Genomic DNA, 21,805 nt, shown 5'->3' with positions numbered 1-21,805 from the left:
TTAAATACAACTGCCCTTATTTCACTGCCGTCAAATATCCTGAAAACTAGAGGCCCGCTTGTCTTATAGATATCAGTGATCTTCCCTTCCACTGAAACAGTTTGGCCCTCCATGTCAGGAGATATTTCACTTATTTTCATAGGCACCGTATTAAAATTCATAATTGAAAAAACTAATTAAAGTTTATAAATGAAACTATATTAAGTTATAATTAATGGAGTTATGCGAATTCACTGAAGGTAAGGCCAAGATAGAGGTCCCAAAATTTGAAAAGATCACTGCGAAGACTCCTGTTTTTTACAATCCTAAAATGGCTTTTTCAAGGGACATCTCTGTCTCAGTTATGAATACAATAAAGCTGAAAGAATCTGGAAAAGTAATTGACGGACTTTCAGGTTCCGGCATTAGAGGTATCAGATATATCCTAGAGTCAAACTCGGAAGTCTATTTCAATGACCATAATCCTGCTGCAACAAGACTTATTGAAAGAAATCTTAAATTAAATTCACTAGAAGCGCCAATAACAAAATCAGATTTTAATCATGTATATGGGAAGTTTGAAGTTGTTGATATTGATCCTTTTGGTTCCCCTGTAAGATTTCTAGACGGGGCATTTAGGATACTAAAAAATGATTCCTACTTATTCTTGACTGCAACAGATACTTCAGCATTGACAGGTGCCCATGTATCCTCCTGTAAACGAAAATATGATTCAAAACCATTGAAATGCAGTTTTACCCATGAGCTAGCTGTAAGGATACTTATTGGAAAAGTCGCTAGAAATGCAGCAAAATACAACCTGTCAGTAAGGCCAATGCTTTCATATACCAAAGAGCATTTTATCAGGGCATATTTTGAAGTAAAATATGGAAAGGAGAGGACAAACAAAACTTTGAATAATCTTGGATTTGCAATAAACTGTAAATGTGGATTCAGAGAGGCTACAGATTCTTATATTCCAGTTTGCCCCAGTTGTGGAGAAAAAGTATCTTTTTCACACCCAATATGGATATCAACTATAAAGGATGCTAAATTTGTTAGTGATTGCGTTAAAGAATATGAATCAAGAGAATTCCTAAGCGATAAACCACTAGAGTTTTTGAAAATAGTTGAAAATGAACTAGATACGCCTCTATTTTACGATATCCATCAACTAGCCCATATTTATAAGATCAAAATCCCAAAAACAGAAGAAATGATTAAAAAGTTAAAGGAGTTAGGATTTGACGCATCGGCCACCCATTTCTCTCCAGTTTCTGTTAAAACAAATGCCGATGTTAAGGATGTATTGAGGTGTATAAATGGATAAAAAAACTTTGGGAAAAATGTTAATTATTATTTCTGTAATCGGATTAATATTTTCTATTTCTATATCTTCTTTCACTTTGATGAATCTAAATAATGTCTATGATAAAACAGCACCCCTCTTTGATAAAATAGATTCTATAAAGACCCATGTGGATACTTTTGACGAAAATTTGGAAGAGTTCAATCTGTATCTAAAGGATATTGACACAAGAGAATACATGCAAAGACTGGCCAACATGAAATCCTTCGTTGGCACTCTGAACTCCTTAGGGCTTGGTGGTTTAGTTTCTGGGATAAATGAAGACTTATCTAAATTTGAAGGCATATTGGGAAATATAGAAGATTTGAAATTAAATCTCGAATCTGCCAGAGATGATTTTTCTGAAATAAAATCTTCTCTTACTGAATATGATAATGTCAAGCAAAGTATAATCGAGTTTGTAAGAACACTTAGGCTATATGTTATTGGGATGATGATTTACTCTATCGTTCTAAATGGAATACTACTGTACGTAGGGTATTACCTATTAAAATCAAAAGAATAATTTATAAAAATCTTTCAAATCTATCTTTTTTTGCTTTGCATATGGGGCAAACTTCAGGTGGTTCGTCTCTAGCACATAAGTAACCACATACTTTACATCGCCAAACTGGATATTTCAAAGAACTTAAACCCTCTACTTTGCCCTCTGTTTGTTTTTTTCTTTCTTCTTCCGGCAGTCTTCTTTCAGGAATAGAACCTAGTTCTTTTTTTCCATTCAAAATATCTTGTGAGACATATAGTGCGCAGTAACAAGTTCCATACTCATCGAGATCTGGATCCCTGTAATCGCAGGGACATATTATATCAATATCCTCTTTCTTTGTTCCACTAGAAATTCTGCAAGGGCAAGCTTGGTATCCATATCTATCCTCGTTTACTATGAGCCCCCTTACTAGTTTTTTTGTAAAGTCAATATCTGGGTTTAAGTGATAGCCGCCTGCTTCTGCGTCCTTTTTTAATTTTTCATATAATTTGTTTATTCTCTCTTCAGGCATCTCTTCATACATTAAGATAAAGCCTCCTTTATCTCTGCCTCTTTGAATCCAACTATAACCTTATCATTGTTAATTACAAGTGTTGGAAATGAGAAATTTTTGTTGTATTTTTTTACCTCGTCTATGGCGTATTGCTTTGTATCTCCTTGTAATAAATCGACAAAAACAAAATTGAAGTCAACTCCTAGTTCCTTTAAAAGATCTTTTGTTTTCCCACACCAGACGCAAGTGCTGAGTGCATATAGTTTTATATCTCCCTTCTTTTCCCCATTGACATGTTCGAAAGTTAATTCCATTTTAAAACCTCTCTAATATTGATTTATAGTACTCTTGAATATTTAAATTATACCTTTATTTTTTATTAATTTGGAATCGTCTCAATTTTCAGTGTAAGGCCCCAAGAAAGTTTTAAGATTTTTAAGTGATTTAATTTTATTTTCGTTATTATTGCTTCTTCGAAAGGAACTAAAGATAGAAAAATTGTACTGGTATCTCCCATACGTCAATACAACTCTTGGAGGATTATTATTTACCTCTCTTGTGGCATACAAAACCTTACTTATTTAAATAAATTTAAATTATAATCAACTAATACGGAAATATATAATTAACAGAGGGATTGGATGGAAAAAGACCACAATAAGATGTATATCCTGATTGTTGCATCCCTAGCGTCTTTCTTGACAGCTTTTATGGGATCTTCAATTAATATAGCCTTGCCAGCACTGGGCAATGAATTTAACATTGATGCGGTATTACTGAGCTGGATTTCAACATCTTATTTACTTTCTGCTGCGATTTCACTTGTTCCCTCTGGAAGATTGGCAGATCTGTACGGCAGAAAGAAAATATTCACTTATGGAATTATTATATTTACAATTGCTACTTTAATCTCTGCCCTATCAAATTCCACTTCAATGCTGATATTCTCAAGAGTCTTAACTGGTATAGGCGTTGGGATGGTGTTCAGCACAAGTGTTGCTATAGTGACATCTGCTTTCCCAATACAAGAAAGAGGTAAGGCACTAGGATACACTGTGGCCGCAGTTTATTTAGGACTTTCAATGGGGCCTTTTATTGGGGGAATACTGACTGAAAATTTTGGTTGGAGGAGTTTATTTATTTCAAGTGTTTTAATGGGAATATTTAGTGCATTTATTACTGTTCTAATCAAGGGAGAATGGGCGGAAGCTAAAAATGAGAAGATGGATTATATTGGTACAATCATATATGCATTGAGCTTGAGTATGGCCATATATGGATTCTCACTTCTACCATCCGTCCAAGGAGCAGGATTCATTTTATTTGGAATCCTATTTATCTTAATATTTATCTACTGGGAAGTCAAGTTTGATAGCCCGATGTTAAACGTCAGGATTTTTAGAAACAATAGGGGTTTTACATTTTCAAATATAGCTGCCTTGATACACTACAGCGCTACTTTTGGAATTACTTTTTTGTTGAGTTTGTATCTGCAATATATCAAAGGCCTTGGCCCACAACAGGCAGGGTTAATCTTACTGTCTCAACCTTTAGTTATGGCTATTTTTTCCCCTTATGCAGGGAAACTCTCAGATAGGGTAGAACCTAGGGTCGTTGCAACTGCTGGGATGGGCATAACATTTATTGGTCTTCTAATATTCTCATTTCTCAATAAAACTACAAGCATCCCCATTATAGTAATAAATTCGATACTAGTTGGATTTGGATACGCCCTTTTTTCATCCCCCAATATGAACTCCATAATGAGCTCTGTTGAAAAAAAATTTTACGGTATAGCTTCTGCAATGGTTGGTACAATGAGGCTAATTGGGCAAATGATGAGCATGGCCATATCAATGGTCGTTTTTGCTTTGATAATAGGGAGAGTTGGGATAACACCCGAATACCACACTGTTTTTTTATCAGCAGTTAAAATAGCCTTTAGCATATTTACTGGTTTGTCATTTGTAGGAATATTTGCATCCTATTACAGGGGGAATATCAGAAAAGATTCAAACTCAAATCATTAGATGCCAAGAGTTTTAATTTCTCTTGAAATCACATCTATTGGATTCTCAAGTTTGGAGAGTATTTTTTTATTGTTATCTTGATAGATGTCTAAATTATTATCTTTTTCAATAAAGTTAGTAATCTTCTCTGGGTCCAGGAGATGAACTTTAAGTCCTTGTTCTATCATTTTTCTTGTTACTGCCAAGAGTTTCTCTGGGTAAGTAGTTAAGGCCGGGGTGTTTAAAGCGACTGCTTCTCTATTCATGCTCCCCCCTGCACTTATAACAAGGTCAGAATACTTCATAAGGCTAAGAGCATCGACAGGTTCTTCCGGGATGACGACATTATCATAATTAAAAACAGATTTTTGCTCTTCAAATCTTGGAAAGACTACAAATTGATAATCTGTTAGGCATTTTGTTTTTTCAAGTATCGCCTTAATTATTGTTTTGTCTTTGTTGCCATTATAGTAATTTGCCTTTACAGGCTCTGGCCTCATGACAATTGTAAATTTGTCCTCACAAAGACCTAATTCAGATATAAAAGAATCGTCATATTTAAAATCGCCAACGTTAGCAATTTCACAAAAACCATTAAAACGTATAACTTGACTTTCATGCACCCCATATCGCGTTATTTCTTCAAGAGGTATTGCTTCTGGGGCAATTACTTTTGAGGATAAAGGCAGCATGAGCTTGTTTTGAGCTATTGCAGTTTCATTGTCTAATACGCAGATTGAGGGTATCCCAAGTCCATATGATACTCTAGCACCTTCAACTGAATGCTTGTATAGTGATAAATCGATGTCTTCAACACTGATTATCTCGGACAATTCAAGGATCCTCTTAGAACTTTCAACTAATTTTGATTTCTTACAGAATCCACCATGACTACCAACAACGGTGTGCTTTATTCCGTGTAAATCTAATAAAGCGGAAAGTCCATCAAAATTCCTAGAAGTAACAAAAGTTTCATGACCTCTTGCCTCGAAATTCTTTATGATGCCTTTGAAGAAGTTTACATGTGGCGTATTTGATATGTCAATCCATACTTTCATCTTTATCAAACTTCAATGTTCTCATATATATTTTAAAGTTTCGGGTATAATTGTTTCACGGCAAAAAAAAATAAGTTATCATATAACTTTAAATTACTAATAAAGTTATAAAAAGGCTTATAACAATTCCTAATCCTCAATTATAACTTATAATGTTAAATAATATAATATTAGCCTCCATGGGCTGTGGCGAGTATTTTTAAGGTTTCACCGTCTTTTATCGTATCGTCGATTGAATTAAGCATTGTCTCTCCAACCATTGCAAGCATGTATTCATTGATTTTTCCATTTTGGATAGCTGCTTTTATGAATTCTTTATTATAAGTAGTTGAAATATACTCAACAATCTCTTTAAAAGTCATCTGATCACATTGTATCTCTATCTCGTTTTTCCCTATAATATCTCGATATTCTGCATATAGTTTTACTTTTATCATGGGTATTCTATAAATGATTCAAACTACACTCTTTTTAAATCTTTTGAAATTCTCCTAATATTTAGTAAAAAAATATTTTTAGTGTATTATTAGAATTATATAATTATTCACTATAATCTATATATATCGCTGAAATATGTTCAATATACTTAACATTTCAAAAACTATTTAAATCAAAGCAGCACATCTATGTTGGTGATTTCAATGGCATTTTGTGCAAGTTGTGGTTCACAGAACCCTGATGGCAGCCAATTCTGTACCGGTTGCGGTGCTAAATTAGGTGCTGGTGCCCCAGCAACTCCTGGATTTACAGGTAGCGGGGGACAAGGATATAAATTCGAAATAAAAGACAGGCCAGTTTTTAGTATTTTAAATGTAAATTTGAATAGTGGACAATCCATAGTGGCAGAAGCTGGTGCAATGGTAACTATGTCCCCTAATGTCAGTTTAAAAACTGAAATGAAAGGCGGCATTGGAGGAGCTTTAAAAAGAGGCGTACTTGGTGGAGAATCACTATTTATGAACACATTCACAAGTAATGGTCCAGGTACGATTAGCTTTGCCCCCGGATACCCCGGAGATATTACTCACATCAAAATGAAGGGCGAAACATGGTTCTTGCAGGGTGGGGCTTACATGTGCTGTTCTCCAGAAATAACTATTGATACCAAATTTCAAGGCCTAAAAGGGTTAGTATCCGGAGAAGGATTGTTCTTCTTAAAGGCTGATGGGGCTGGAGATCTATTTATATCGAATTATGGATCTATAATCGAGAAAGAACTAAAGGGAGAATCGTTCAAAGTTGATACTGGACATCTTGTCGCTTTTTCTGCCGGTGTTACTTATAGTATTGAAAAAGTTGGTGGCTGGAAATCTACAATTCTAAGCGGTGAAGGTCTTATTGCAAATGTATCCGGTAATGGAAAAGTATTGATGCAGACAAGAGCACCACGATCACTCGCTCAATGGCTCGCACCGTTTATGCCCTCCGGTAGAGGCGGTGGCGCAGGTGGAGCCCGTTTAAGATAGGCTTAGGATAAATACAATTTTTATTTTTATTCTTCTTTTTCTTCCAAATCAATTTTAACGCTCTTCTTTATAGCAAAGCCAGCTTCAGCTTCACAGGCTTTTAAGATCCCACATGGAACAGGGCATACTGCATGCAGGATATCAGCTTTTTGGTAAACTGGATTTATTGGCATCTTTTTGAACACTACATCTTTGTCCAAAGTTTCTATGTCTTCCGAAAATTTTTCAACTAATTTACAGTCAGTTTTTATTTCAACTTTGAATCCAAGTCCTTTTCTTTTTACTTTAACTTTATTAACAAATCCACATGCTCCAGCATCAATTGTTCCTTCAATCATGTTATCACTTTAATATACATTCTACATTATGGTCATCAACTATAACATATTTATAGCCTTGTTCTGTTAAAAATATTTGTCTGTTAGCGGAGTATTCTTGATCTCTAGTATCTTTTGTGACAATTGAATAAAACTTTGCTGATGATCCATCTTTCTTTGGCCTCAATATTCTACCAAGTCTCTGGGCCTCTTCCTGTCTGGATCCAAAGGTACCAGAAACTTGGATGGCTACATTTGCATCCGGTAAATCTATGGCAAAATTAGCCACTTTGGACACAACAAGAATAGTTATCTTTCCCTTTCTGAAATCTGAATATATCCTTTCCCTCTCTTTATTTGGAATTTTACCAGTTATTAGTGGGGCTTTAAGGAATTCAGCAATTTTCTCAAGTTGCTCTATATACATGCCAATAATCAGGATTCTATCATTTTTATGATGTTCAATTATTCTCTTTACCATTTCATACTTGAAAGGATTTTCTGCAGCTATCCTGTACTTGTTTCTATCATCAGACGTTGCATATACTATTCTAGATTTCTCAGGCATATGCACTCTAATTTCGTAGCATATTGCTTCGGCTATCCAGCCCTGTTGTTCAAGATTTTTCCAAGGCATATCAAATTTTTTCGGACCAATTAGACTGAAAACATCCTTTTCTCTCCCATCTTCCCTCACCAGAGTAGCTGTTAAACCAAGTCTTCTCTTTGATTGTATATGAGCCGTTACTTGAAATACGGGTGCGGGAAGTAAATGAACTTCATCATATATTATAAGCCCCCAATTTTTTTTATCAAAAATATTGAAGTGAGTAAATTCTTCATCCTTTTTATTCCTATATGTCAAGATTTGATAAGTTGTTACTGTGATTTCTTTAATTTCCTTTACTTCTCCAGAATATTCTCCTATTTTATCCGGAGTTATATCTGTTTTATCTAGAATCTCATCAATCCATTGCCTAACGGCGATAACATTTGGGCAAGTAATTAGGGTATTGGTCTTAACTTTAGACATTACTCCCATACCTATTACTGTTTTACCTGCGCCACAAGGAAGAACTATAGTTCCACTCCCTCCTTCTACTCCTCCACCCCTATAGAAGACATTTACTGCGTCTTCCTGATATTTTCTTAGTTTAAATGAAGAGCCACTTTTTGTAGTGCTTAAAAGATTGATATCTAAATAATCTCCATCTTCATATCCTGCTAAATCAAGTGCAGGCCACCCGATTTTTATTAGATCCTGTTTCAAAAAACCTCTACTATTGAAGTCTACTCTAAGGTTGTTGTTGTCTATAGCTGCTAAAACATATTTTTTAATACGTTCATTGTTTTGGATTTCTTTTATTAGAATATCATCTTGTGAAAAAAGAACTAGATCCTCATTAATCTTCTTTAATGACAGTCTTCCAAACCGAGACATTATATCTTTAATATCAGTTATAACGTTAGAAGGTATATCGTATCTTGAGTATTTCAAAAGAATATTGATAACTTCCTCACTCGTTAAGCCAGCTGCTGCAGCATTCCAAAGTGAAAGGTCAGAAAGTCTATACGTGTGAATATGTTCTGGGCTTTTCTCAAGTTCTGAAAATCTTGAAATATCATCTCTTGCATCTTCGTACAAGGGATTGGCCACCTCAAGAAACATTGAACGGTCCCCTTGTACAATTAAAGGTTTTGGCGCCTCCATTGAAAATCACCATAATTTTAATAATATTTTAATACAGTTTTTATAAGACTCTCTAACTAGCATTTAAAGGTTTTGGGTCGAGACATTTACTTTGTTGTAAGGTAAACAAGTATTGACAATGCTATAGTTATAAATAGATCTGGGAGTATTAAAAATGGTCCAAGACCGCTTGATCTGAATCCGCATGCAACTTGTAATATAGGGCTTGAAGTTAAAATATTAATTAGAAATGCAAATGAGAATATAGTCAAGCCTAAGGAAAAGGGAGATTTAGTTTTTCTATATATATTTGCATAAAGAACAAAAACTGCTAAAATTAATCCTATGTTAATTAAAGAAACGGCATATTTTAGTTGGAACATGTATCCTCTTTCCCATATACTGTGCATGGGATATTCACAGACCCCACTTTGAACTAGTTTTTTTGGAATAAGTCCTATTCCTGATAAACCTAAGAATTTATTAATCTTTAAACTCATTACCATCTAACCCCATATCCTTACAAATTTCATTAAAGCTATCAATATTTTTGTCAAGTAATTCTGAAGGGAAATAGGTCTTTCCATATTTATCCCCGACAGTGGATAAAAGACCATTTTTCTCTAATATACTTAAATGATGCTGGACAGTTTTGTATTCTATACCTGTGGCTATAGATATTCTGTTGGCATTTGACGGGCTAGAGATAATATATTTCAGTATTAAAGCCCTATTTATACCTCCTCTTGAACCTGCGATGAGCCACAAGAGTATTTTTTTGTCTTTGTCCATTTGAATTCATGTGAGTTCATTTTCTTTGTTTTATATGCTTTTCTTTAGGGATGCTTCATCGTGCATTACGTAAGCTTTCAATTTGCATATCTCTAAAATTATTTTTATGCATGTTTATAAAAGAATATTCCAAAATTTATACCTATTTATCCCCAAATCTATTGATTAAAATAAAAATATAAAAATTATACCAATGGAACTGTGGAACTTCCATCTAGGAATACTAAAACTTTAGCGTCTTTTCCTTTTGCAGATAATGCTTTGTCTATAGATTCTTGAAGTGAATTGTAAGGGACAATGAATATCTCTTCCAGTACTTTATCTTCGAGATCTGTTATCGCCCATATCTCTCCACATGTTACAAGTTCAGCTATCTTTGCTGCTTTGTGATATCCAAGAACATAATTTTTTTCTGTTGCCTTTATCACTTCATCAGGAGTATCGTTATCTTTCAATAGATCATAGAAAGTTTTGTCCCCAATTCCATCTCTGCAACTTGAAACAAGAATTATAATGCCCCCATCTTTCAAAGCAAGTTTAGTGTTTTCAAGTGCTTTTTGAGATTGATATAAGCTAACATCCATTGGGTATGGTGCTACTGATACTATTATATCTGCTTTTCCAGGAACAGGCACACAAAATAATTTGTCAACTGCTTTAGCTGATTCATATAATATCTCTACTATATCTCCTGCCTGTGCATCAAATATATTGCCTTCCCCATCGGCCACGACGTTTATTGCAAAAACGTTGGGTTTTATCTTCATTATCTGTCTTACTGCGTCTTCCATGTCATCGTGGACTGGATTTCCCTTGAGCGATAATGTCTTAGAGTTTGGGGATAATGCATGCTTGTGGTTTGCAGTTATTGTTTTAATAGACGATACTCCGGGCAAGAAAGATTTTCTAGTACCTGTGTAACCTGCAAAATAGTGGGGCTCAGAAGACCCTATTGTTACTATCGCATCATTTTCAAGTACTTTCTTGTTAATGTAGAGTTCTGTGCCTCTCTCTGTTTTTCCCAAGTATTCAAGAAGCTCCTCTTTTATAGAATCATGAACGGTAATTTTATTCTTAAACTCAGAGTAATAAGTGCCAAAAATATTATTGAACTCTTCTTCTGTTGGAACTCTATGGGATCCTGTGGCTATCATAAATTCAATTTTACCCATATAGGGCTTCATTGTGGGGTATATTGTATCTAAAACCTTCTTAGTTGGTGTGGGTCTTTGGCCATCGTTTATCAGGAAAAGAATACTTTTGTATTTATCTAAAAAATCTTTTAAAGGTATATGATTTGTTGGATTTTCGATTGTCTTTTTTAATACATTTTCTTTTGCTGAACCTTTAACTTCCTTTGGCTCAACAATTGCAAGAAGATTCTTATCTGGTATCTCTATCAAAACAGATTCTTTCTTATATGGTATATTCAATTTCATAAAATCCCTAGAAATATCCTATTCCGTCCATAGTAAGTGAGATGAATTTATAGTCTTTGCCAGTCTCGTTTAAAAGAGAAAGCAAGGCCATATGCTCTTTTCCTGAACCTGAAACTAAACTAACATAAATTTCGTCGCCAATTTCTTGAGGGAGTCTATCCCTTATTGCATTTTTTATATTTTCTATTGGCATGGAGGGATTTACCACTATCCAATCTACATCTTTACTTGGATTGAACTTTTCTCGGCCAAAATCGTTTGTTACAATGATTATCTTGTCCCATTCTTCATTAATTAGCCTGCCTACATGGCCCCAAGTTCCTTTTCCTGTCGATATTAAAGCGACGAGAGTTTTCATCTACAGCCATCTCCTTATTACTTCGGAAAGCCTCTTTATCCCAAGATTAATTTCTTCGTCTTTTGGGAATGAAAAATTCAATCTCATTGTATGTCTTCCTAGATTTTCTTCTATGTAAAAGGCACTGCCGATGACATAAGCAACATTTGAATTAATTGCATCTGTGAACATTTCTTTTGTATCTACGTATTCTGGCAATTCCACCCAATTAAACATTCCACCTTCAGGTTTTGTCCATTTGCATTCTTTTGGCATATATTCATCCAAAGAAGATAGCATTACATCTCTTTTTATCTTGTAGAAATCTAGTATTTTGACTAGATGTTTATCTAAGTAATTATGGCAATAAATAGCAGCTATTCGCTGACCAAAAGCATTTGTATGTAAGTCGACAGCCTGTTTTGCAATTACCATTTTTTTCATTAATTCTCCATGACCGACTGCCCATGCAATTCTGAATCCTGGTGCTAGTATCTTAGAGAATGTACCTAAGTATATAACTCTCCCATCAGTGTCATAAGACTTAATTGCTTTAAGATGCTCTCCTTCATATCTAAGTTCCCCATAAGGATTATCTTCAATTACAACTAAATCATAGTCGTTGGCAATTTTAATTATTTCTTTTCTTCTCTTATCACTTGTAGTAATACCTGTGGGGTTGTGGAAATTTGGAACTAAGTACAACATTTTAGCTTTCTTTCCATCTTCTTTTAAGGTTTCAAGTGTTTCAACTAATAGATCAGTTCTTATTCCTTCTCCATCTGAAGGAACATCAACGAAATCACACAGGTAAGATCTAAATGCACTCAAAGCACCAAGATAACTTGGAGCCTCGACAATTACTATATCCCCTGGATTAATCAAAATTTTTGATACCAAGTCTAATCCCTGTTGGGATCCACTAGTAATTAGGATATCATCTGGATTACAAGTAATACCGTATTTACACATCATTTCTGCAATATATTGTCTTAACTCAGGGTCCCCCTCAGTAAGCCCATACTGTAATCCATTGTTATTTGAATTTAAAACGTCGTTTACAATCTTTTTAATATCTTCCAAAGGAAATGTTTGTGGGTTTGGAAGACCTCCTGCAAGAGAGATTATCCCTGGTTTTTGAGTAAGCTTGAGAATTTCTCTAATTTCTGATGCTTTTACTCTATTTGCAGTTTCTGAAAATATTGAATTGTCCATATAAATCAACATAATGAAAGCCTTATTATAATTTAAAAAACTTTCTTTTCATTGTTGATTCTTTGAACAAGCCCTCTGTTAGACCTTTTAATAATCCTAAAATTATAGGCCCATAGAGTATCCCCAAAGCTCCGAACATATATGCTCCTCCTAAAAATCCGACTAAAACTATAAACGGATGCAATTGTGCTTTATTTCCACCTAGCTTTGGGAAAATATAGAAATTATACAAAATAAAAAGAACTATCACGCCATAAGTTAATATTGCCAAACCTTGGGCAATTTCTCCTGTTAGGATATAATAAAAACCAACAGGTAAAAATATAGTCCACGGGCCAACAACAGGCAACAGTGCGGCCAATCCAGTCAATAGTCCCAACAGAAAAGAGTATGGTACTCCTATCACTAAAAATCCAATTGTTGCAAGGAATGCCATAATCATTGCACTCATGACGTTTGCATAAATCAAGCCATTGATTACTCTTTTAGTGGGCCCGAGTATCTCAATTATATCTCTTTTGTGATTAGTTGGAATTATTTTCTCAAAATAACTTTCCACTCTATCTTTCTCGTTCAGGAAATAGAAAAGAGAGAGAAATAATACAACGACGTTCATCAAGGTAAGGGGAAGTTGCCCCATTGTACTAGAGAAAAAATCTGAGATGTTAACAATTTGTGGGAAGGTTTCAGTTATTACTCCGTAGAAAGGACTACCTTCAACTTCCAATCCTAGAAGGTCAAAGATTGTAGTCGGCGTTTCTTTTTTTAATACTTGTGTAACAAATGTAAGTTGTTCAAGGGCTTTATAGAATCCGTACAATAAGACAATGAGAAATGGTGCAGATATAAATAAAGTTGTTAGTGTAGCTGATACACTTCTCATTTTTAATTTTTTGTAAATAAAATTGTAAACTGGAGTAAATGCATAAGAGAAGATCAATCCTCCAATTATACCCGGGATTATAGGATAGACAAGATAAATACCAAGAAGTAATATTGAAATAGTAATTACTAATTTAGTAGCAGTTATTCTGTCCATAAATAACTTGAATTATCTTCTTTTTTAAAACTTTATGTAATATTAACAAGGGTTTTCTTGGATTTTTTATCTTTAATCATTTTTAGCCTGAATTTATTCTCTCTTTCTAGCTCTTCTAACCTAAAGTCAATAAATTTCTTCTGTGATTCCAATTTTGGTATAATTTTTGATTCTAAAGCATTTACTCTCCTTCTGGTTATTTCAATTTCATTTAATACTTTTTTAAGAGTTGATTCTGCTTCGACGGCTTTTGCAACATATTCCAAAACTTTTTCATATTGTTCTACTGTTTCATCAATTTTGGAGGAAGTTGATATAATACTATATCCTCTCTCATTTATGCCTTTTTTAAAAGATAAATCGGATATTGTGGGCACTTGAACACCCATGATGTTTTTATTGTCTAAATGAAATTCTGGAGTACCTTTTTTAATTAGTGCGCAAGAAGCTACAGCAATTTCACCCTCAAAAGCTATCGTCATCCCAAGATATTTCTTTGCAATTTCATAGTTTTCTTCAAGAGTTTCTTGGGCTTCTTTGGCATCCTTTACCATGCCAAAAAGATTCATTACTAGACCGTCTCTTTTCTTTTTTAGTATGTTATATCCTGTTTTAGACAGCTTGATTCTTCTCTGGAGTTTAATCAACTCAGACCTAGTCGGCTTTATCTGGGGCATTCTTGAATCTCCTCATATATTTTCCAATTAACTCATCGCTTACCCTTAGTAATTTATCTTCGGGAAGTTTTGAAAGAATCTCCCATCCGATGTCTAGTGTGTCTCCTATCCCTCTATTCTCGGTAGATTTTTGTGTCACAAATCTTTTTTCAAAATCATCAGCAAAATCTAAGAATAATTTATCCGATTTTGAAAGAGACTCTTTACCAACAATTGAAACAATGCCTCTAAGATCTTTTCCTTCAGCATATGCGGCATACAATTGATCTGAAACAGATTTATGATCCTCTCGAGTTCTATCTATACCTATCCCCTTGCTCATCAACCTTGATAGAGAAGGTAAAACGTCAATTGGAGGATATATTCCTTTTCTTTGAAGGTCTCTAGAAACTATAATTTGGCCTTCGGTAATATACCCAGACAAATCAGGTATGGGATGAGTTATATCATCACCTGGCATTGTTAGGATAGGTACTTGTGTGACAGAACCATTCTTACCTTCTATCCTTCCTGCTCTCTCATAAATTGAAGCAAGATCCGTATACATATAGCCGGGGTAACCTCTTCTACCTGGGACTTCTTCTCTGGCAGAACCTATTTCTCTTAAAGCTTCACAATAGTTTGTCATGTCCGTCATTATCACTAGCATGTGCATATCGTAGTTAAATGCAAAAAATTCCGCAGTAGTTAAAGCTATTCTTGGTACGATTAGTCTTTCAATTGAGGGATCAGAAGCAAGATTTAGAAAGACAATTCCTCTTTCTAATGCGCCTGTTTTTTCAAAATCACTAATAAAGTATTTTGCTTCTTCTTCAGTTATACCCATTGCAACAAAGACAACTGCAAAACTTTCAGAACAATCCAAGACTGTTGCCTGCCTTGCTATCTGCAAAGCTAGTTGATTGTGAGGCAATCCAGACCCAGAAAATATTGGAAGTTTCTGTCCTCGGATTAATGAGTTCATTCCATCAATAGCAGAAACACCTGTCTGAATAAATTCATGAGGGGGTGCTCTTTTGTAAGGATTAATTGGGAGCCCGTTAATATCCAATCTAGCTTCAGGTATAACTTTCGGTCCGCCGTCCAGTGGATCTCCTGAACCAGAGAATACTCTTCCAAGCATATCGTATGAGACTGGAACTTTTAGAACATCACCTGAAAACTTGACATAAACATTTTTATCAATATTTCTAGTTCCTTCGAAAACTTGAACAATGACTCTATTTTCTGAGGTATCCAATACTTGGCCTCTTTTCATGCTTCCATCGGGAAGATTCATATTGACATATTCTCCGTATCCTATATTTTCAGTGTTTTCTAAGAAAATTAGAGGTCCAATTACAGAAGTAATAGTTTTGTATTGTTTAACCAAATCATTCCACCCCTAAAAGTGCCTTGAATTCCTTAGACATAGTTTCATTGATTGAACCTATCTTACTTTCAAAATCTTTCCGATATCTAACTTTTGATATTTCTGCTCTAGACTCAAGCTTTAGTATGTTATCAATTTCAACTCCATTCTCAATTGCGTTGTTACCAAATCGAGAAAATCTAATAATTGCATTTAAAAGTGAAAATTGTCTCTTTAAAGGGTGAAATTCATCCACTTCATGATAAGAATCCTGCTGTAAAAATATCTCCCTCAGCATCCGGGCTATTTCTAATAAAAATTGTTGGTCTGGGGGCAGAGAATCGGCGCCTACAAGTTGAACAATTTCTTGTAACTCTGCTTCCTTCTGTAATATTTCCATTACTTCTGCTCTAGTTCTGTCCCAATCAATAGATACTTTACTTTCAAACCATTCTTTTAGAGAATCGTAGTAAAGAGAATAGGATTCAAGCCAATTAATTGATGGGAAATGTCTTTTTTGTGAAAGATTTGAATCTAACGCCCAAAATGTCTTAGTTATTCTTAGAGTATTTTGAACTACAGGTTCTGAAAAATCCCCTCCTGGTGGAGAAACTGCACCTATGACTGTTACTGAACCTATTTTTCCCCCTAAAGTAAGGACAATTCCTGCTCTCTCATAAAAACTTGATAATCTAGAGGAAAGATATGCAGGATATCCTTCCTCACCAGGCATTTCTTCTAATCTTGAGGATATTTCTCTCATGGCTTCTGCCCATCTTGACGTAGAATCTGCCATAAGTGAAACGTCATGTCCCATGTCCCTATAATATTCTGCGATAGTTATTCCTGTGTATATTGAAGCTTCTCTTGCTGCTACAGGCATATTTGAAGTATTTGCTATAAGTACAGTTCTATCCATCAATGGGGCACCAGTTACAGGGTCTACCAATTTCGGGAATTCGGTAAGGACATCAATCATTTCATTTCCTCTTTCACCACACCCAATATAAACAACAACTTTAGTATCGCTCCACTTAGCCAACTGTTGTTGTGTTACAGTCTTACCGCTTCCAAAAGGCCCAGGTATTGCAGCTGTGCCCCCCTTAGCTAAAGGGAATAAAACATCTATAATTCTCTTACCTGTTACCAAAGGAACATTAGGAATCATTTTTTCCTTAAAAGGTCTTGGAACTTTGACAGGCCATCTTTGATACATTTTTATTACTGCGCCATTATCTAACTTACACAATATTTCTTCAACAGAGTAACTCCCTTTTTCTATAATCTCTACAATTTCTCCAGATATATTTGGAGGGGACATTATGAGATGCTTTGTATGCTCATTCTCATTAACATAACCTATTGCTTCTCCAAAATTTACTTTATCACCCTTTTTCTTTAATGGGAAGAATTCCCATTTCTTTTCTCTATCAATTCCGGGAGTTTCAGCACCCCTCTTGATGAATTCTCCCATTAAAAGTGCAAGTTCTGGTAATGGCCTTTGAACTCCGTCGTAAATTGAGCCGAGTAAACCTGGGCCCAAATCAACAGATAATGGCATTCCTGTGGTTGTTACTATATCGCCCGGTTTTAGAAGAGATGTGTCCTCGTAAACCTGGATAATTGTTTTATCATAATCAATTTCTATTACTTCTCCAAACAGTCCTTCTTTCCCAACTCGGACTAGTTCATTCATCTTGGCATCTATATTTGTTGCCGTAACTACAGGCCCAGATATCCTATAAATTGTACCTTTGTTTTCCAAATTAATTACCCCACAGGTCAACTCCAATTACATGTTTTATTTTGTCTCCCAGTATGTCGCTCAATTTTTCACCAAGTGCTATTACTGTTGGTTTTACTGAAGTGTCGACCTTTAATTTTGTTTTGCTTGAAAGATTTTGGTAATACTCAGGTTGAATAATGATAATCCCTATTTCTTTATCCTTAAACATTTCATTAAGACCGTCTTCAAATTCTTGATCATTAATTATTCTTTTACTTTTTTTAATCCCTAATAACTTAAAGCCGACGACAAACTCTTCATCACCAATTATCCCGAATTCCATCAGATCACCAAACTATCCTCTATTATTTTTTTTTCAATGTTAGATGCTTTCCCCCTAGAGATTTTCCGGATATTTTCTACTTCAATCTTTTTTGAGATAATATAGTGGAGAACATGCATAATCGTGAAAGGATCTCCTATAAACTGTTCTTTTGCATATTTCATTAAGTATTTTTCTAGAGATTCTTCCAAATAAAATAGAGTTTTTTCTTGCCAGTGCATTTCTATAATAGGTCCATACGGAGTTTTTTTCATTTCTTTTAAAAAATCATCGCCAGAGGATCTTAAAAGAGAACTTAGATCATCAATACTAATGAATAATCCACCTTCAATAATATTTTTTTGTTCTTCATCGAAAGCAAATCCGTATCTTCTCATCCTCATAATATTTTTTATATTTATAATATCAATTTCAGTGCGAATAAACTTAAAAAAAAGTGATTTCTTTTCTTTTTTAAAATTATCAAGAGTATTTTTGAAGTACATTTTGAAAAGTTCTGATTCTATATCAGCAATATCTTTAGTTTCATCCAAAAAATCAAATTTATCTAATTTTTTTAATCTTCTAAGAACATCTTCATAACTATAGATTTTTACAAGGGAGAGTATAAAATTAAAGGGTATCTCTCCTATCGGGATAAGAGTTTTTTCAATTTCATAATCAGTTGCATTAGAATATTTTCCTCTTAAAATAGAGATTATATTATGGATGTCCCATCTTGTCAGTATTGCAAAAGCGTATTTCACTGCTTTTTCCCCGCTCATTTTTAATAGTTTATGATAACTATTCCCCAAATTTGTATTGATTGAATGCTCAATAAGCTCTACACCTCTATAAGTCCTAGACAAAGATTCAATTTCCTCTTTGTAGTTTCCTTCGCCCAAAAATCTGGCTATTTGAGAAACTTCCATATTCAAAAGTTTAATATAAATATCATTTTTGAATAATTTACTTTCCATTGCCCTTACTCTAGTATTAAGATAACTATAATTAGTTTCTCCAACCCAGTATTCAGAGGACGCTACATTTGAATCCATATTCAACCTCACCAAATAAAATATCTCTTATCTCTTTGAGATTATTTTCAAAAACATAGTTTAAGATAGCCTCAAAAGTAAAGTCTTCTTTAATATTCCCTGTTGAATCGCCAGTTGAAATTCCGCCTATTGTATCAATATTGCCTTTATAGGTTTTCCCAACTAATTTCATGACTTGTTTTTCATCTTTTTTATTTGAAAAGAAATATTCGAGTTCTGCCACTGAGATTAATTTCTTAAGAATAATAACTCGTTTTTCTGATTCAATTTTATCTAGTTTAGATTTAGTTTCTCGAAATATCTCTTCTAGAACGTCTTGCTCCATTTTTAGTCTTTTCCTTTTAACTTCAAGATTAGTTCTAGAAGTTTCAGTTTTTCCGAGTAAAGATATCTTATCTTTAAGAGCTTCTGTTTTCTTTATCTTCAGTTTATCAATTGCATGATCAATGTCTTTTAGTTTAACCTTCTTTTTTTCTTCGAGTTGTTCTTCATACTCCTCTGCTAATTTTTTAGCGTCCTTTATTACCGCATCCGCTACTGTACTTTTCCCCATTTAACCCCTCCTACAGGAGTTGAGGCAGTACAACGAAAAGAAGAACTAAAGATACTGTAAGACCAAAAATAACTATTGTTTCTGGTATTACGGTAAGGACTAAACCTTTACTAAAAAGTTCCTCTTTTTCTGTCATTGCTCCAATTGCTGCTGATCCTATATGTTTCTCTGCCCATGCCGCAGCCAGTCCCGTTAATATGACTGAAGCGGCTGCACTCAATACCACCACAATTACTGCTAATTCTGCCATCATATCACCTCACTATATTATATTCCAAATGGTTTATACTTTATACCTCCACCTTCGTAGAATTTTGTGAAAAATTCAACATAATGTAATCTTAAAGCATGCAAGAAACTGGCTAAAATACCTAATAAGATGTTTCCTACATGCCCAAATATTAATATCGAATAACCTAATAATATGAAACTACCGCCTTTTGGAAAAATTATATCCACAACAATGCTATTTATGACAATTGCTATTCCTACAGATGACAGACCTATTGCCATTAGTCTTACATAGGACAGGATATTACTCATAATACCAAATATTTCTATTAATCCTATAAATCCTTCTCCTAATACTAATAATATCACGGATACTAAGAGAAGACCTCCGCCTAAATAAATCAAGATATCGGATATGTAGATACTACCTGCAAGAACTATTACGGAAAATATTAGGATAATCCATGAACCTTTTTTTAGAATTGCTTCTTTAATATTATGCTCTCTGTAAACATTAATAAAACCAAATATAAGCCCAAGTAGAACGTGTATGACTCCAATGGAGATGGATAGAATCATTATTGGCATGAAATCTAAGATTCTATTCAAAAGGGGCATAAGCAAACCAAATAGTTCTTCAATGCCTAGAAGATGGAATATGTCAAATCCAAAGAACTCGCCGTAAACGAATCCAAAAGCTATGGTATATATGCTTGAGTACTCTAAAATACCAAGTATCATTCTCCAACCCTCAGTTTTAAATTTTGTTTTCATCAATAAAGAAGCAAAAAATATCACCAAGCCATAACCGATATCTCCAAGCATTATCCCATAGAAAAGGGGAAAAGTTATGAAAATTGCAAACGTAGGATCAATTTCTCTGCTTTTTGGATATTCAAATAATTCCAATAATAATTCAAAAGGTTTGACTGGAGTTGGATGCTTAAATTCAATAGGTACCGATTCATCGTCACTATATTTAATTTTATCTAGGCTAACTCTTTCTCCAAATTTTTTCTTAAGAATATCATCAAGTTCTTGATATTTTTTTTCTGGTATCCAGCCTTCAACGACAAAAGTATTTTTGGTAGTTGTAAATCTTAAAGGGGCTTCCATTTTTTCTATTTCACTAGATAAAAAATCTTCATATTGCAATAGATAAGCTGATTTTTCTTTAATTGTAGATTCCATCTGTTCTTTGGTCTTATCTCTCTGCATTTCAAGTTCTAATTTAGATGATACTAAGCTATCCAGCGATTCAATTACTTGTTTTTTAATTCCTATGTCTTTTATGTCGCCAATTGATTTTAATTTTTCTATTTCTTTTAGTATGGAATTTATTTTGTTTAGTTTGTCGGTATAGGATTTGATAACATTTTCAGTTTCGAAGACTTCTTTTTCAAGTTCTCTTGATACTTCTCTTTTGGTATAAGTTGATTTAATCTTGCCAGGCCTAATATCAAATTTACTCAAGAGAGATCTGATAGAAAGTAATAGCTCAGAAAATTTTGAAACTTCGCCCAAAGACTTTCCTATTTCAAACGTATCATCTTGTTCTTTAAAGTCTAGAATATGGATTATCTTCAATGAATGAAGGATCTCTATAGTTCCCTTCATGGTATCTTTAGTTCCAACTAAAGTTATTTTAGTCATTCTTTCGTTGGAGCTCATCAATGTACCTCATGAATTTATCAAGAATAAAATTAATTGCTTTCTCTTTTTTTTCTAATGCTTGTTCCCTTACCTTCTCAATCTCTCTAACACCCTCCGAAATCGCCCTTTGTTTTTCCATTGTTATTCTATCTGTCCCAGTCCTCAGCTCTTTATCAATTTTCAAGTCAAGTTGACTCTTCTTTTTTTCAAGTAGTTTTTCCATTTCCACGTCTAATTCAACTAAACTTTTTTTGTAATTTTCTTCAGCTTCCGCTATGATTTTCATTGCTGTATCTTCAGCTTTTTTTATTTCTAGAAGTATCTCTGCTTTTTCCATAAAAACACTGTTTGAAAACTTACTTCTAGTTGAGAAAAAATCCTTTATATATTTTTTGATATTTAATGCTTTGTTGAATAATTCACCTCAAATGAAGCGAAAAGCTTAAACCCCATAAAAACCCTACTGCTTTATGCAGCGCAACTGGAGCAAATACAACGAGAGTTTAGTTAAAAGAGGAGAGTTCTACCTGTCATTAGATTTTTT

General features: G+C 34.1%; 25 protein-coding genes. 4 read left to right on the top strand and 21 right to left on the bottom strand.

Going from position 1 to position 21,805, the window contains the following annotated elements; all coding sequences use genetic code 11:
• Nucleotides 1-214: 214 nt before the first annotated feature.
• Nucleotides 215-1,309 (top strand): tRNA (guanine(10)-N(2))-dimethyltransferase, encoded by a 1,095-nt coding sequence (locus tag KO464_05430; GenBank protein MCC7572812.1) that lies wholly within the window; start codon nt 215-217, stop codon nt 1,307-1,309.
• Nucleotides 1,302-1,853 carry a hypothetical protein gene (locus KO464_05425; protein MCC7572811.1) on the top strand — a complete coding sequence of 184 codons (552 nt, stop codon included), beginning with the start codon at nt 1,302-1,304 and terminating at the stop codon, nt 1,851-1,853. Before KO464_05430 ends, KO464_05425 begins: the two co-directional genes overlap by 8 nt.
• Before the next feature lies 1 nt (nt 1,854).
• Here KO464_05425 and KO464_05420 read toward each other — a convergent pair whose 3' ends face one another.
• Together KO464_05420 and KO464_05415 are read right to left on the bottom strand one after the other, a co-directional pair.
• The gene (locus tag KO464_05420; GenBank protein MCC7572810.1) at nt 1,855-2,346 is read right to left on the bottom strand and encodes a ferredoxin:glutaredoxin reductase; all 492 of its coding nucleotides are present in this window, start codon (nt 2,344-2,346) and stop codon (nt 1,855-1,857) included.
• A gap of 11 nt (nt 2,347-2,357) precedes the next feature.
• Nucleotides 2,358-2,642: a glutaredoxin family protein gene (locus tag KO464_05415; protein ID MCC7572809.1), complete on the bottom strand. Its 285-nt coding sequence runs from the start codon at nt 2,640-2,642 to the stop codon at nt 2,358-2,360.
• A 348-nt stretch (nt 2,643-2,990) separates the two neighbouring features.
• Between KO464_05415 and KO464_05410 the strand changes: the two genes are divergently transcribed.
• The gene (locus KO464_05410; protein ID MCC7572808.1) at nt 2,991-4,358 is read left to right on the top strand and encodes an MFS transporter; all 1,368 of its coding nucleotides are present in this window, start codon (nt 2,991-2,993) and stop codon (nt 4,356-4,358) included.
• Here KO464_05410 and KO464_05405 read toward each other — a convergent pair.
• Together KO464_05405 and KO464_05400 are read right to left on the bottom strand one after the other, a co-directional pair.
• On the bottom strand, nt 4,355-5,395 hold the full coding sequence (locus tag KO464_05405; protein MCC7572807.1) for a DUF354 domain-containing protein: 1,041 nt from the start codon (nt 5,393-5,395) through the stop codon (nt 4,355-4,357). The two genes, KO464_05410 and KO464_05405, sit on opposite strands and share 4 nt — an antisense overlap.
• 170 nt (nt 5,396-5,565) lie before the next feature.
• Complete coding sequence (locus KO464_05400) at nt 5,566-5,832, bottom strand: MoaD/ThiS family protein (GenBank protein ID MCC7572806.1); 267 nt, start codon at nt 5,830-5,832, stop codon at nt 5,566-5,568.
• 204 nt (nt 5,833-6,036) lie between these two features.
• Here KO464_05400 and KO464_05395 point away from each other — a divergent pair, with 204 nt between their 5' ends.
• The gene (locus KO464_05395; GenBank protein ID MCC7572805.1) at nt 6,037-6,861 is read left to right on the top strand and encodes a TIGR00266 family protein; all 825 of its coding nucleotides are present in this window, start codon (nt 6,037-6,039) and stop codon (nt 6,859-6,861) included.
• Nucleotides 6,862-6,887: 26 nt separating this feature from the next.
• On the opposite strand, the gene KO464_05390 is transcribed toward KO464_05395, so the two are convergent.
• The 17 genes from KO464_05390 to KO464_05310 all read right to left on the bottom strand — a co-directional run bounded on the left by KO464_05390 (nt 6,888) and on the right by KO464_05310 (nt 21,598).
• A complete protein-coding gene (locus KO464_05390) occupies nt 6,888-7,199 on the bottom strand; it encodes a hypothetical protein (protein ID MCC7572804.1) in 312 nt (103 codons plus the stop codon).
• A 4-nt stretch (nt 7,200-7,203) separates the two neighbouring features.
• Nucleotides 7,204-8,889 (bottom strand): DEAD/DEAH box helicase, encoded by a 1,686-nt coding sequence (locus KO464_05385; protein ID MCC7572803.1) that lies wholly within the window; start codon nt 8,887-8,889, stop codon nt 7,204-7,206.
• Between the two features lie 86 nt (nt 8,890-8,975).
• Complete coding sequence (locus tag KO464_05380; GenBank protein MCC7572802.1) at nt 8,976-9,374, bottom strand: hypothetical protein; 399 nt, start codon at nt 9,372-9,374, stop codon at nt 8,976-8,978.
• On the bottom strand, nt 9,352-9,660 hold the full coding sequence (locus KO464_05375; protein MCC7572801.1) for a winged helix-turn-helix domain-containing protein: 309 nt from the start codon (nt 9,658-9,660) through the stop codon (nt 9,352-9,354). The genes KO464_05380 and KO464_05375 overlap by 23 nt, the downstream gene beginning before the upstream one ends.
• 185 nt (nt 9,661-9,845) lie before the next feature.
• Entirely contained in the window at nt 9,846-11,099 is a 1,254-nt protein-coding gene (gene larA, locus KO464_05370) for a nickel-dependent lactate racemase (GenBank protein MCC7572800.1), read from the bottom strand.
• Between the two features lie 7 nt (nt 11,100-11,106).
• Nucleotides 11,107-11,457, bottom strand: coding sequence for a hypothetical protein (locus KO464_05365; GenBank protein MCC7572799.1), 351 nt, complete (start codon nt 11,455-11,457; stop codon nt 11,107-11,109).
• A complete protein-coding gene (locus KO464_05360) occupies nt 11,458-12,663 on the bottom strand; it encodes a PLP-dependent aminotransferase family protein (protein MCC7572798.1) in 1,206 nt (401 codons plus the stop codon).
• 13 nt (nt 12,664-12,676) lie between these two features.
• Entirely contained in the window at nt 12,677-13,690 is a 1,014-nt protein-coding gene (locus tag KO464_05355; protein ID MCC7572797.1) for an AI-2E family transporter, read from the bottom strand.
• A 32-nt stretch (nt 13,691-13,722) separates the two neighbouring features.
• Nucleotides 13,723-14,367 (bottom strand): V-type ATP synthase subunit D, encoded by a 645-nt coding sequence (locus KO464_05350; GenBank protein MCC7572796.1) that lies wholly within the window; start codon nt 14,365-14,367, stop codon nt 13,723-13,725.
• Nucleotides 14,345-15,739: a V-type ATP synthase subunit B gene (locus KO464_05345; GenBank protein MCC7572795.1), complete on the bottom strand. Its 1,395-nt coding sequence runs from the start codon at nt 15,737-15,739 to the stop codon at nt 14,345-14,347. The genes KO464_05350 and KO464_05345 overlap by 23 nt, the downstream gene beginning before the upstream one ends.
• A 1-nt stretch (nt 15,740) precedes the next feature.
• Nucleotides 15,741-17,483, bottom strand: coding sequence for a V-type ATP synthase subunit A (locus KO464_05340; GenBank protein MCC7572794.1), 1,743 nt, complete (start codon nt 17,481-17,483; stop codon nt 15,741-15,743).
• Nucleotide 17,484: 1 nt separating this feature from the next.
• Complete coding sequence (locus KO464_05335; GenBank protein MCC7572793.1) at nt 17,485-17,787, bottom strand: V-type ATP synthase subunit F; 303 nt, start codon at nt 17,785-17,787, stop codon at nt 17,485-17,487.
• Nucleotides 17,787-18,824: an ATP synthase A1 subunit C gene (gene ahaC, locus KO464_05330; GenBank protein MCC7572792.1), complete on the bottom strand. Its 1,038-nt coding sequence runs from the start codon at nt 18,822-18,824 to the stop codon at nt 17,787-17,789. The genes KO464_05335 and ahaC overlap by 1 nt, the downstream gene beginning before the upstream one ends.
• Complete coding sequence (locus tag KO464_05325; GenBank protein ID MCC7572791.1) at nt 18,799-19,377, bottom strand: hypothetical protein; 579 nt, start codon at nt 19,375-19,377, stop codon at nt 18,799-18,801. The genes ahaC and KO464_05325 overlap by 26 nt, the downstream gene beginning before the upstream one ends.
• Before the next feature lie 10 nt (nt 19,378-19,387).
• On the bottom strand, nt 19,388-19,630 hold the full coding sequence (locus KO464_05320) for a V-type ATP synthase subunit K (protein ID MCC7572790.1): 243 nt from the start codon (nt 19,628-19,630) through the stop codon (nt 19,388-19,390).
• Between the two features lie 14 nt (nt 19,631-19,644).
• Nucleotides 19,645-21,279, bottom strand: coding sequence for a V-type ATP synthase subunit I (locus tag KO464_05315; protein ID MCC7572789.1), 1,635 nt, complete (start codon nt 21,277-21,279; stop codon nt 19,645-19,647).
• Nucleotides 21,254-21,598 (bottom strand): hypothetical protein, encoded by a 345-nt coding sequence (locus KO464_05310; GenBank protein MCC7572788.1) that lies wholly within the window; start codon nt 21,596-21,598, stop codon nt 21,254-21,256. The genes KO464_05315 and KO464_05310 overlap by 26 nt, the downstream gene beginning before the upstream one ends.
• Nucleotides 21,599-21,805 lie beyond the last annotated feature (207 nt).

This window comes from Methanofastidiosum sp. (assembly GCA_020854815.1).
Lineage (GTDB): Archaea > Methanobacteriota_B > Thermococci > Methanofastidiosales > Methanofastidiosaceae > Methanofastidiosum.
This window is presented reverse-complemented; position numbering and strand designations above follow the sequence as displayed.